This is a genomic window from Rhizobium sp. Leaf384, assembly GCF_001424065.1.
Classification (GTDB): Bacteria; Pseudomonadota; Alphaproteobacteria; order Rhizobiales; family Rhizobiaceae; genus Ferranicluibacter.
The window spans coordinates 161598-174106 of sequence record NZ_LMQE01000001.1; the positions used below are offsets into that span (position 1 = coordinate 161598).

The following is a 12509-nucleotide window of genomic DNA, read 5'->3' on the forward strand; positions in this document are numbered from 1 at the left end:
AGTTAGTCGGCGGCGGACACAAGATCAAGGAGGCGGGCCACCTCCCGGCGCGATTTCAAGGTGAAAATCGGGACGTTCGGACCGTATGTCGCCATATCCCTTTCAACGGGCGGAGCGACACGGGTCTCGAAATTCCAGATGTAGGAGAGGAATTCCCGGTCGGGAAACCGTTCCGGACAACCGGGCGCCATGTCACGGCGAACACGGCCATGGCTCCCGGCAGCCCGGCGGAAGACGCCGAGCAGGCACAGCCAGCGCGGCAGGCGCAACCAGAGAACGACATCCGTCCGAGGCATGCGCAGGTCGAAGCTCGAGGATCCCGTTCCGTCCATGATCCAGCGCTCGGTGGCCACCGCTTGCGCAATCAGCGCGCGTTCCTCGGCTTTGTTGCGCTTCTTCCAGCCCGGGAGCCAGAAGAACGCCTTGTCCATCGACATGTGCGGCAGGGACAGTCGTTCGCCGAGCGCTCTTGCAAGTGTCGTCTTGCCGCTGCCGGAACAGCCGATCACGCAGATCCGGTTGGCGCCGGAGATCACCGCGGCCGCTTGCGCACCGGTCAGTAACACGTGCAGCATGGTCACCCTCCTGATGAAGACAAACCGTGCAGACCCGCGACCCTGCTGCCGCGCCGTCGCGCATGAGCGCCCGCGCGGTCCGGGCCGAACACTCCCAGGTTCTCATCGCTGGCCCTCATCCGTCTTGATCGCGGGAGAGGATTGACGTGCCAACCGAAACGCGGAGCAGACCTTACTCGGCGGCGAGGAGAACCTTCTTTTCCCGTGCTGCCCGCAGGCGTGCGAAATCGTCGCCCGCATGATGCGACGACCGGGTCAGGGGGCTCGACGCCACCATCAGGAAGCCCTTGGTATAAGCGACTGTCTCGTAGGACTTGAACTCTTCCGGCGTGACGAAGGCTTCGACCTTATGGTGCTTGCGCGTCGGCTGCAGGTACTGGCCGATGGTCAGGAAGTCGACATCCGCGGTCCGCAGATCGTCCATGAGCTGGAGCACCTCGTTCCGCTCCTCGCCAAGGCCAACCATGATGCCGGATTTGGTGAACATGGTGGGATCCAGCTCTTTCACACGCTGCAAAAGGCGGATGGAGTGGAAGTAGCGGGCGCCCGGACGGACGGTCAGGTAGTTGCCCGGCACGGTTTCCATATTGTGGTTGAACACGTCGGGCTTTGCCGCCACGACCCGCTCTAGCGCGCCGGGCTTCTTGAGGAAATCCGGCGTCAAGATTTCGATCGTCGTCTCCGGCGACGCCAGACGGATGGCCCATATGACCTTTTCGAAGTGCTCGGCGCCACCATCGGGCAGATCGTCGCGATCGACCGAGGTGATGACGACATGCGACAGCCCCATCTGCCGAACGGCCTTGGCGACGTTTTCCGGTTCGGCCATATCCAGTGCATTGGGCTTGCCCGTTGCAACATTGCAGAAGGCGCAGGCACGGGTGCAGATCTCGCCCATGATCATGAACGTCGCGTGCTTCTTTTCCCAGCACTCGCCGATATTGGGGCAACCCGCCTCCTCGCAAACCGTCACCAGCTTGTGCGAGCGCACCAGATCGCGTGTCTCGTGATAGCCCTTCGAGGTCGGAGCCTTCACGCGGATCCACTCCGGCTTGCGCAACATCTCGGTGTCCGGCTTGTGGGCCTTTTCCGGGTGGCGCACGCGCGGCACATCGGTCGTCGTCTGAGTCCGGTCGAGAATGGTGACCATGGATCGTTCTTTCTTTCCGCTTTGGTCCGCCCGACGTGTCGGCCGGACCATCAGCTTCTGGTGCTCGTCCTGTCGCCGCAGCCGTGTCGCCGGGCGCTCAAACCTTCGAGCCGGCGAAACCGCCCGCTCCTGCTCGTGTCGGTCCGGGAGAACGGACCGTTCATGCAAGGCCTCTCAGATGCGACCGCGCGCAGCCGACGTCAAGTCACGATCAGGCGTTCAAGGCCCGCCCGTAGGCGTCGAGCACGCTTTCCTTCATCGTTTCCGAAATGGTCGGATGCGGGAAGATGGTGTGCATCAGGTCTTCCTCGGTCGTCTCGAGGTTCATCGCGACGACGAAGCCCTGGATCAGTTCGGTCACCTCGGCGCCAACGAGATGCGCTCCGATCAACTCTCCCGTCTTCTTGTCGAAGATGGTTTTCACCATGCCCTGGTCTTCGCCAAGCGCGATCGCCTTGCCGTTGGCGACGAACGGGAAGCGACCGACGCGGATATCGCGACCTTCCGCCTTGGCCTTCGCCTCGGTCAGGCCGACAGACGCGACCTGCGGATTGCAATAGGTGCAGCCCGGGATCTTCAACTTGTCCATCGGGTGGACGTTCGGCAGTCCTGCGATCTTCTCGATGCAGATGACGGCTTCATGCTCCGCCTTGTGCGCCAGCATCGGCGGACCGGCGACGTCGCCGATCGCATAGAGGCCAGGCACATTGGTCTTGCCGTAGCCGTCGCTGACGATGCAGCCGCGATCCGTCTTCACGCCGAGCGCTTCCAAGCCGAGGTTCTCGATGTTGCCGACGACGCCGACAGCCGAGATCATGCGGTCGGCCGTAATCTTTTCGATCGTTCCGTCCTTCTTCTCGACATGGGCGGTGACGCTGTCTGCGCCCTTCTCGACCTTGGATACCTTGGCCTCCAGCAGGATCTTCATGCCCTGCTTGTCGAACTGCTTCTTGGCGAAGGTCGAGATCTCCGCGTCCTCGACCGGCATGACCTGGCTGAGAACTTCGACGACCGTCACATCCACGCCCATGGTCCGGTAGAAGGATGCAAACTCGATGCCGATCGCGCCCGATCCCATGACCAGAAGCGACTTGGGCATCTTCTCGGGCTTCATCGCCTCGAAGTAGGTCCAGATCAGCTTTCCATCGGGCTCGATGCCGGGAAGCGCCCGGGGGCGCGCACCGGTCGCGACGATGATGTGCTTTGCGGTGTAGGTGCCCTCGCCGAGCGTGTTCTTCGGAATGGGGCCCTGCGGCTGGACGATCGGCTTGGTGATCGGACCGACGACGATCTCGCCGGGCTTTGTCAGCTTTGCCTCGCCCCAGATGATATCGACCTTGTTCTTCTTGAACAGGAAGCTGACGCCACCGTTCATGCGCTCGGCGATGCCGCGCGACCGGGCGACGATTGCCTGCAGGTCCGGAGAAATCGTTCCTTCGAGCTTCAGCCCGTAATTCTTGGCGTGCTGGGCACTGTGCAGAACGTCGGCGGACCGGAGCAGTGCCTTGGTCGGGATGCAACCCCAGTTCGAGCAGATGCCGGCGAGATGTTCGCGCTCGACGACGGCCACCCTCATGCCCAACTGCGCCGCGCGGATCGCCGCGATGTAGCCGCCCGGGCCGGAGCCGATGATGATGACGTCGTAATTCTGAGCCATGCCTTGCGTTTCCTGTCGGTTAAAGGCGCGCTTGGGGCGCTGCCATTCACAATGGTTGTTGCCACCGCATCGTCGCGGCGAAGATGGGGATTCCGCCCGGCGTGCGCTAGAGGCCGAGCATCACGCGGACGATCGGCTCGAGGCCGCGTCCGATGGCTCTGGTGTTCTCCGCGTCGAGATGAATCCCGTCGATCGGCGTGGTTTTCGCAACCGAACCTGCATCGAAGAAGCCGCAGCCCGTTTCGTCGGCCAGATCCGCATAGAGCGAGGCGAGCATCGCAGACTGCTCACGCGCGCCGGCAAACATCGCAGCGAAACCGGCATTCGCCGTTTCGCAGGCCGGAGGCGGCGAGACGATCAGAACGTCTGGCGCGTCGGCCTCAAAGGACCACGCATGATGCCGGACGAGCTCGACCAGCCGCTCGATGCCCTGAACCGCTCCGAATGCGGTCCCGTGCACGACGGGCTTCATATCATTGGTGCCGAGCAGAAAGATCACGAGATCAATCGGATCGTGGCTGTGGAGCACGGTCGGAAGAATCCGGGCGCCATTGCGGTCCGCATCGGCCAGATGGTCGTCATAGGCCGTGGTGCGTCCGTTGAGGCCTTCTGCGATGACATGAACGCCTTCGCCCAGCGCATTGCCGAGAACGGTCGGCCAGCGGTCCGCCAGTGCATGGCGCCCGGGCGCGGCGGCGTCATATCCCCAGGTGAGGCTGTCGCCGTAGCAGAGGACTGTCTTCATCTCGTCGCCGCCTCCCTGTCATTCCCGAAGATCGTTGCAGACATCGTTCCTGAGAAACGACGGAGCGTTGCTCCACGCTCCGTCGTCTCGGATCACACCAGCATGCCCATCGGATTTTCGATGTAGCGCTTGAACGCGCCCAGCAGCTCGGCACCCAACGCGCCATCGACCGCGCGGTGGTCGGTCGAGAGGGTCACCGTCATGACGTTGGCGATTTTCATCTCGCCCTTCTTCACGACGACACGCTCTTCCCCGGCGCCGATCGCAAGGATCGTCGCATGCGGCGGGTTGACGACGGCGGCAAAGTTCTTGACGCCCATCATGCCCATGTTGGAAACGGCCGTCGTGCCGCCCTGATACTCTTCCGGCTTCAGCTTGCGGCCCTTGGCGCGGGCGCCGAGGTCTTTCATCTCGTTGGAGATGGCCGAAAGGCTCTTCAGTTCGGCCGAGCGAACGATCGGGGTGATGAGACCGCCCGGGATCGACACGGCCACGCCGACATCGGCATGCTTGTGCTTGACCATATTGGTCTCGGTCCAGGAAACGTTCGCATCCGGCACATCGCGCAGGGCAAGTGCCAGCGCCTTGATGACCATGTCGTTGACCGAGAGCTTGTAGGCCGGCTTGCCGTCCTTCTCGGGAGCCGCAGCGTTCAGCTGTGCGCGCAGCGACAGCAGCGCATCCAGTTCGCAATCCACGGAGACGTAGAAATGCGGGATCGTCTGCTTGGATTCCTGAAGGCGCTTGGCGATCGTCTTGCGCATGCCGTCATGTGGCACGAGATCGTAGGAGCCCTCGGCAAAGTTCTTCAGGACCTGCTCGTCGGACATGCCCTTCGGCGCCGATGCCGCGACCGGTGCGGCCGCTGTCGCAGGTGCTGCGGAAGGAGCGATCGATGCCTTGCCGATGCCGCCGGCAACCGCTTTTTCGACGTCGCTCTTGATCACGCGGCCCTTCGGGCCGGTGCCGGTGACCGCCGAAAGATCGAGACCGGCCTCCTTGGCGAGACGGCGGGCGAGCGGCGACGAGAAGACGCGCTTGTCCCCATCGGTCTTTGCGGCGGAAGGTGCCTGTGCCTGCGGTGCCGACGATGTGTTCGCGGCAGCCGGCTCGGCAGTCTTCGAGGGCTCGGACGGAGCCTTGGCAGGCTGAGCCTCGGCCTTTGGCGCCGAAGCGCCGCCGCCTGCGGCGGCAGCGCCAACATCCTCGCCATCGGCGGCGAGAATGGCGATCAGGGCGTTGACCTTGACCCCTTCGGTGCCGGCGGGAACGACGAGCTTTGCGACGACGCCTTCATCGACGGCTTCGACTTCCATTGTCGCCTTGTCGGTCTCGATCTCAGCGATGACATCGCCGGACTTGACGGTATCGCCTTCCTTCACGAGCCATTTGGCAAGGTTACCCTCCTCCATGGTCGGAGAAAGCGCGGGCATGGTGATGTTGATCGGCATGATCCCGCTTCCCTTACTTGTAGCAGACGGTCTTCACCGCCTCGACGACTTCACCGACATTCGGCAGAGCCAGCTTTTCGAGGTTTGCCGCGTAGGGCATCGGAACGTCCTTGCCGGCAATCGTCAGGATCGGCGCATCGAGATAGTCGAAGGCCTGCTGCATGACGCGCGTTGCGATCTCGGTGCCGACGGACGACTGCGGATATCCCTCCTCGACGGTCACCAGGCGGCCGGTCTTCTTGACCGACTCGATGATCGTCGGCAGGTCCATCGGCCGGATCGTGCGCAGGTCGATCAGCTCGACGTCGATGCCGTCCTTCTCGAGTTCGGCGATCGCCTTCAGCGAATAGGTCATGCCGATGCCGAACGACACGATCGTGACGTCCTTCCCGGTCTTGTGGACCCGCGCCTTGCCGATCGGAAGAACGAAATCGTCCAGCTTCGGAACGTCGAAGGACTGGCCGTAGAGGATTTCGTTTTCGAGGAAGATGATCGGGTTCGGATCCCGAATCGCCGCCTTCAGGAGACCCTTGGCATCCGCAGCCGTGTAGGGTGCGATGACCTTCAAGCCGGGGATGTGGCTGTACCAGACTGCGTAATCCTGGCTGTGCTGCGCGCCGACGCGGGCGGCCGCGCCGTTCGGCCCACGAAATACGATCGGGGCACCCATCTGGCCGCCTGACATGTAGAGCGTCTTGGCTGCCGAGTTGATGATGTGGTCGATCGCCTGCATGGCGAAGTTGAACGTCATGAACTCCACGATCGGCTTCAGGCCGGCCATGGCCGCGCCGACGCCGACGCCGGCAAAGCCGTGTTCGGTGATCGGCGTGTCGACGACGCGACGCGCACCGAACTCCTGCAGCAGGCCCTGCGTGATCTTGTAGGCGCCCTGGTACTCGGCAACTTCCTCACCCATGATGAAGACGTCACCGTCGCGGCGCATTTCCTCGGCCATCGCATCGCGCAGCGCTTCACGCACCGTCGTGGAGACCATTTCCGTGCCGGCCGGGATATCCGGATCGGCGGCAACATCGACCTTCGGTGCCGCGGGCACCTTGCTGTCGGCCTTGGCTGTCGGCTCTTCGCCCGATTCCCGTGCCTTGCCACCGGCATCATTCGAGGTCGCGGCTGGCGTGTCGGCATCGGCCTTCGGAGCGGCCGGCTTCGCGCTCGCCGCGTCGTCGGCGCTCTCGCCTTCCTGGAGCAGCAGCGCGATGGCCGTGTTGACCTTCACGTTCTCCGTGCCGGCTTCGATCAAGATCTTGCCGATCGTGCCTTCATCGACGGCCTCCACTTCCATGGTGGCCTTGTCCGTCTCGATTTCCGCGATCACGTCGCCGGACGCAACGGTATCGCCTTCCTTCTTCAACCATTTGGAGAGCGTGCCTTCTTCCATGGTCGGGGAAAGGGCGGGCATCAGAATTTCAATAGGCATGGATCAATCCCTCGTCCCGGATCACAGAAGAATGTCGGTGTAGAGCTCGGATACATCCGGCTCCGGATCGTTCTGCGCGAAATCGGCGCTGTCGGCCACGATGTCGCGGACGTCCTTGTCGATCGCCTTCAGCTCGTCCTCGGTGGCCCAGCCCTTCTCCAGCAGGCGAACCTTTACCTGCTCGATCGGGTCGTGCTCGGACCGCATCTTCTGAACCTCGTCCTTCGAGCGATACTTCGCCGGGTCGGACATGGAGTGGCCGCGATAGCGGTAGGTCTGCATTTCCAGAATGACCGGACCCTTGCCTTCGCGGCAGTGGGCAACGGCCTCGTCGCCGGCCGCCTTGACGGCGCGGACATCCATGCCGTCGACCTGATAGCCGGGAATACCGATGGCGGCGCCACGCTGCGAGAAGTCGACGCCGGCAGATGCACGGGCGACCGACGTGCCCATGGCGTAACGGTTGTTCTCGATGATGTAGATGCAGGGGAGCTTCCAGAGCGCCGCCATGTTGAAGCTCTCATAGACCTGGCCCTGATTGGCCGCGCCGTCGCCGAAATAGGCGAGAGAAACATTGTCGTTGCCGCGGTAGCTGTTGGCGAAGGCGAGACCGGTGCCGAGCGACACCTGCGCTCCGACGATGCCATGGCCGCCGTAGAAGTTCTTTTCCTTGGAGAACATGTGCATAGAGCCGCCCTTGCCCCGGCTGTAGCCGCCCTGGCGCCCGGTCAGCTCGGCCATCACGCCGCGCGCACTCATGCCGGTTGCCAGCATGTGCCCGTGATCCCGGTAGCCGGTGATGACCTGATCACCGTCCTTCAGGGCCATCTGCATGCCGACGACAACAGCCTCCTGACCGATGTAGAGATGACAGAAGCCGCCGATGAAGCCCATGCCATAGAGTTGGCCGGCCTTTTCTTCGAAACGACGGATGAGGAGCATCTCGCGATAGGCTTTCAGATCCTGCTCGCGGTCGAAGTCTACGATCGTACCGTTGGCGAAATCCTTGGCTGCGAATTTGCCGCGGCTGGATACGGGCGCGTTTTGACGCGGTGCCATGCGATCCTCCCTTTGGTTAGCGTTTTGCGGCTACCATAGGGAAAGTGCGCAACAACAGCAATGCTATATTTGCATGGCTTATATTCGTCTCAAGACACTGAGAAGATTGACTTAATCAGGATTAACAAAATTCCGGTTAAGTGTCCAATCAGTGAAAGATGACGATCTCGTCGGCGCGAGACATGTTGAGTCCGAAGCGGGCTTTTTCATCCAGCATGTCGCGCTCCATGGAGCCGTCGCTCAGCAAGGCGACCTCCTTCTCCAGCAGCTGGCGTTTTTCGGTGAGGTCTTTCAACGTGGCCTGACGCTCGACGCGCTGGCGATCGAAGACCTCCGTGGCCCGCAAGCCGAAGTCGCCATGGATCGAGTGATAGGAGAAATAGGAGAGGAAGGCGACCGTGATCAGCGGCATGGCAAACCGCCCGAGTTTCCGCTTCCGATGATGTTTGGTCCACATACGCTGACGCCCTGCTACGCTACTGCGCTCACTGTAACCGGCATGTGTTAATCGAGCGTTGACCATAGTGAACATCGGGACGCGGCGGACCGAAAACGAAAAAAGCCCGGACCTCGCGGGGAGGTCCGGGCTTTCGACGATCAGGCTGGACGAGACGTATCAGCTGCGCAGGATCGAGCGACCCATGTACTGGGCCTGCGGGCCGAGCTGCTCTTCGATGCGGATCAGCTGGTTGTACTTCGCGGTCCGGTCGGAGCGCGCAAGCGAACCGGTCTTGATCTGTCCGCAATTGGTGGCGACCGCGAGATCGGAAATCGTGCTGTCTTCGGTTTCGCCCGAACGATGCGACATGACGGCCGAGTAACGCGCCTTGTGCGCTGTCTCAACAGCGTCGAGGGTTTCCGACAGCGAGCCGATCTGGTTCACCTTGACGAGGATGGAGTTGGCGACACCCATCTTGATGCCATCGCGCAGACGCTTGGAGTTGGTCACGAAGAGATCGTCGCCGACGAGCTGGACCTTGGAGCCGATCTTGTCGGTCAGGTACTTCCAGCCGTTCCAGTCGTCTTCGCCCATGCCGTCCTCGATCGAGAAGATCGGGTACTTGCCGGCGAGTTCGGCGAGGTAGTCCGCCATGGCTTCCGGCTCGAGGACGCGGCCCTCGCCTTCGAGATGATACTTGCCATCCTTGAAGAACTCGGTCGACGCGCAATCCAGCGCGATGAACATGTCTTCGCCCGGCTTGTAGCCGGCTTTTTCGATCGAGCTCATGATGAAGTCGAGCGCTGCCGGCGCAGAGGCGAGGCCGGGCGCAAAGCCGCCTTCATCGCCGACATTCGTGTTGTGGCCGTCGGCCGACAGCTGCTTCTTCAGCGTGTGGAAGACTTCCGAACCCATGCGGACGGCGTCGCGGATGGAATCGGCACCGACCGGAACGATCATGAACTCCTGGAAATCGATCGGGTTATCCGCATGTGCGCCGCCGTTGATGATGTTCATCATCGGTACCGGCAGATAATGGGCGTTCGGGCCGCCGATGTAGCGGTAGAGCGGCAAGCCAGCCGATTCGGCAGCGGCCTTGGCAACGGCGAGCGACACGCCCAGAATGGCGTTTGCACCGAGGCGCGACTTGTTCTCGGTGCCGTCGAGCTCGATCATGACCTGGTCGATCTGGATCTGATTCTCGGCGTCGAGGCCTCCGATGGCTTCGTAGATTTCGCCGTTGACGAATTCGACGGCGCGTTCGACGCCCTTTCCGAGATAGCGCGACCCGCCGTCGCGCAGTTCGACCGCCTCATGCGCACCCGTCGACGCACCGGAGGGAACCGCAGCACGACCGAAGCTGCCGTCTTCCAGATGCACGTCGACTTCGACCGTCGGGTTGCCGCGGCTGTCGAGGATTTCGCGGCCGATGATGTCGATGATGGTTGTCATGGGTCTCTTCCCTGTCTTTGGGTGGTGGGCGGATGGCCTGTCTTAATCCACGGCCATGAAATTACAATGGCAGCGCCTGTCAGCGCTTGGAGATGGAATCGAAGGCGAGCAGGGTTTCGAGCAAACGCGGCATGTCGTTGATGTTCACCATGTTCGGACCGTCCGAAGGGGCATTGTCCGGGTCCTCGTGCGTTTCGATGAAGACGCCCGCCACACCGACGGCAACGGCCGCACGCGCGAGCGTCTCGACGAACTCCCTTTGGCCGCCCGAGGACGTGCCCTGCCCGCCTGGCTGCTGCACCGAATGGGTCGCATCAAAGACCACGGGGGCGCCGAGGCCTGCCATGATCGGCAGGGAGCGCATGTCCGAGACCAGCGTGTTGTAGCCGAACGAGGCTCCGCGTTCGCAAAGAAGCACGTTGGGATTGCCGCTGTCGGTGAACTTGGCAAGGACGTTCTTCATGTCCCACGGCGCGAGAAACTGGCCCTTCTTGACGTTGATGGTCCGGCCGGTCTTTGCGGCCGCGACCAGCAGGTCCGTCTGACGGCAGAGAAAGGCAGGAATCTGCAGAATATCGACTGTCGGTGCGACGAGGGCGCAATGTTCTTCCGTGTGGATGTCCGTCAGAACGGGGAAGCCGTATTCCGCCTTGAGATCGGCAAAGATCTCCATGGCCTTCTCAAGGCCGATGCCGCGCTGACCGGCCAGCGACGTACGATTGGCCTTGTCGAAGGAGGATTTGTAGACGAGACCGAGGCCGAGCTTGTCGCAGAGTTCCACCATGCGGCCGGCGATCATGAAGGCGTGGTCACGGCTCTCCATCTGGCAGGGACCGGCGATCAGCGACAGTTTCGACCCCTGCGAGAAGGTCACGGCGCGCGCGCCCTCGCCGACGACGACAGATGCATTGGTATTCATGGTCATTCTCCAAATACGAAGATGGCGCCCTGTCCGGGCGCTGGCGGAACGAGCAGCGTATCGCCGCGCTTGATGTGATCGATGGCGTTTTCAGCCAGAGCGGCCTGCGTCGCAGCAAGATCGTCAACGGTAAAGACGATCGCACGCGCGCGAAGTCCGCGCTCAGGGAGCGCCTCCTCGACGCCGAGATACGCTCGCATGCCCGCCTCGTTGAGGACGGAAATCTCGGCGTTTTCCGTCTCGATGTCCATGCCGAAGGAATGCGCCTCCGTTTCGCGCGCGTCCACCACTTGCTGCAGAACATACTGGAAGTCCGTCGGATTGGGCTCGGACAGAATGACTTTGCGGATGCCGGTCACGCCATTTGCGTGGTTTTCGAGCGTGGAACGGTCGGACGGTAGCGGCTGGACGCGCTGACAGGTGAAGCAGAAGAGATCGGGCGCGCGCAGGTCGCTGGCGAAAGCGAGCCGAAACTGCCCGATCGCCTCGCTCCCGTCCGGTCGCTTCATCGGCCGCGAGAACTCCAGGATGTCACCGCCCGACAGGCCGCTGCCCTGAAACCGGAGATGATCGGCGGCGGCATCGTCTGTGGAAAAGACAAGCGCTGAGAACCCATCCTGCCCACGCCGGAAGCGATAGGCCTGGTCGCGCGCGACGAAGACATTGCCTGTAAGGGCCGCAGCTTCGCAGTCCTCGCGCACGGCGACAGCCAACGGTTCGAGATAGGTCTTGTCGGCGAAGAATACGCAGGCATTTTCGGTGCCGAAGGGATGCAGGGCATCCGCGGCCACCGTGAAGCCTATTCGGGAGAGACGCGCACGGGCCGTGGCAAGGTCGCCGACCGGGAGAACGAGATGATCGAGATGGCGCCGGACATGGCCTGCGATCGCCGGTCGGTCGTCTCTCATCGTCCGCTTCTCCTCGTCACGCCGGCACGAACCAAGCGTTCCCGGGTGCTTGGCATCTTCGGGCCGACATTTCAAGGCTGGAGTTGAGAGGCTCGACGGGAACCCCGCGCTGACGGGCTAGTCGCAGTTGCGGAGCTGCCCTGCATAGGAGGATGCAAGAGCCGCAGACCGGCGGGCGGTCGCCTGAAGACCGGCATTGCCGCGCCAAGAGCCGCGCGCAAAGCCCGCGTCGCCCGAATAATAGGCGAGATAGAGGCTGTACGCATCGTTGAGCGCGATGCCGTTCTTGCGGTGGTTGCGTGCGTGATACCAGCCGACGAAATGGATGGCATCGGAGAAGTTGGTCCGTTTGGCCATCCAGCGCCCCGTCGAGGCGCGATATTCGTTCCAGGTCCCGTCGAGCGCCTGCGAATAACCGTACGCGCTGGACACCCGCTTCCACGGGATGAAGCCGAGCAGCTTGGTGCGCGGGGGCTTTGCATAGGGCTGGAAGTTCGATTCCGTGTAGATCGTCGCCATCAGGATGGGCACGGGAACGCCATACTGTCTTTCCGCATGCCGTGCAGCCCGCTGCCAATTGTTGAACCACCCGTCGCGCTGCTCGAAGATCGCGCAGGCGTTCCGTGTGTTCTTCGGTGCCGTTGCACAGCCGGCAAGCGCCATCAGGGCGACGATAATCAATAAACGCATCGCTCTCGATCCAATTCGAACGAAATGAA

12 protein-coding genes are annotated in these 12509 nt (G+C 62.4%); all 12 read right to left on the reverse strand.

What is annotated here, in order from left to right; all coding sequences use genetic code 11:
• Nucleotides 1–2: 2 nt before the first annotated feature.
• Nucleotides 3–575 (reverse strand): AAA family ATPase, encoded by a 573-nt coding sequence (locus ASG25_RS00770; RefSeq protein ID WP_062468143.1) that lies wholly within the window; start codon nucleotides 573–575, stop codon nucleotides 3–5.
• 172 nt (nucleotides 576–747) lie between these two features.
• Nucleotides 748–1725, reverse strand: coding sequence for a lipoyl synthase (gene lipA / locus ASG25_RS00775; protein ID WP_062468145.1), 978 nt, complete (start codon nucleotides 1723–1725; stop codon nucleotides 748–750).
• Between the two features lie 211 nt (nucleotides 1726–1936).
• Nucleotides 1937–3382, reverse strand: coding sequence for a dihydrolipoyl dehydrogenase (gene lpdA / locus ASG25_RS00780; protein ID WP_062468149.1), 1446 nt, complete (start codon nucleotides 3380–3382; stop codon nucleotides 1937–1939).
• Between the two features lie 106 nt (nucleotides 3383–3488).
• Nucleotides 3489–4127, reverse strand: a complete 639-nt coding sequence (locus ASG25_RS00785; protein WP_062468151.1) for an SGNH/GDSL hydrolase family protein — start codon at nucleotides 4125–4127, stop codon at nucleotides 3489–3491.
• A gap of 92 nt (nucleotides 4128–4219) precedes the next feature.
• A complete protein-coding gene (locus tag ASG25_RS00790) occupies nucleotides 4220–5578 on the reverse strand; it encodes a pyruvate dehydrogenase complex dihydrolipoamide acetyltransferase (protein WP_062468153.1) in 1359 nt (452 codons plus the stop codon).
• A 13-nt stretch (nucleotides 5579–5591) separates the two neighbouring features.
• Nucleotides 5592–7013 carry a pyruvate dehydrogenase complex E1 component subunit beta gene (locus ASG25_RS00795; RefSeq protein ID WP_062468154.1) on the reverse strand — a complete coding sequence of 474 codons (1422 nt, stop codon included), beginning with the start codon at nucleotides 7011–7013 and terminating at the stop codon, nucleotides 5592–5594.
• A gap of 21 nt (nucleotides 7014–7034) precedes the next feature.
• Nucleotides 7035–8072 (reverse strand): pyruvate dehydrogenase (acetyl-transferring) E1 component subunit alpha, encoded by a 1038-nt coding sequence (gene pdhA / locus ASG25_RS00800; RefSeq protein WP_062468156.1) that lies wholly within the window; start codon nucleotides 8070–8072, stop codon nucleotides 7035–7037.
• Nucleotides 8073–8220: 148 nt separating this feature from the next.
• Nucleotides 8221–8529, reverse strand: coding sequence for a septum formation initiator family protein (locus tag ASG25_RS00805; protein WP_062468159.1), 309 nt, complete (start codon nucleotides 8527–8529; stop codon nucleotides 8221–8223).
• 159 nt (nucleotides 8530–8688) lie between these two features.
• A complete protein-coding gene (gene eno, locus ASG25_RS00810; RefSeq protein WP_062468160.1) occupies nucleotides 8689–9963 on the reverse strand; it encodes a phosphopyruvate hydratase in 1275 nt (424 codons plus the stop codon).
• A 79-nt stretch (nucleotides 9964–10042) separates the two neighbouring features.
• Nucleotides 10043–10882 (reverse strand): 3-deoxy-8-phosphooctulonate synthase, encoded by an 840-nt coding sequence (gene kdsA / locus ASG25_RS00815; RefSeq protein WP_062468162.1) that lies wholly within the window; start codon nucleotides 10880–10882, stop codon nucleotides 10043–10045.
• A 2-nt stretch (nucleotides 10883–10884) separates the two neighbouring features.
• Nucleotides 10885–11790: a VOC family protein gene (locus ASG25_RS00820; protein WP_062468164.1), complete on the reverse strand. Its 906-nt coding sequence runs from the start codon at nucleotides 11788–11790 to the stop codon at nucleotides 10885–10887.
• Nucleotides 11791–11907: 117 nt separating this feature from the next.
• The gene (locus tag ASG25_RS00825) at nucleotides 11908–12480 is read right to left on the reverse strand and encodes a transglycosylase SLT domain-containing protein (RefSeq protein ID WP_062468166.1); all 573 of its coding nucleotides are present in this window, start codon (nucleotides 12478–12480) and stop codon (nucleotides 11908–11910) included.
• Nucleotides 12481–12509: the final 29 nt, after the last annotated feature.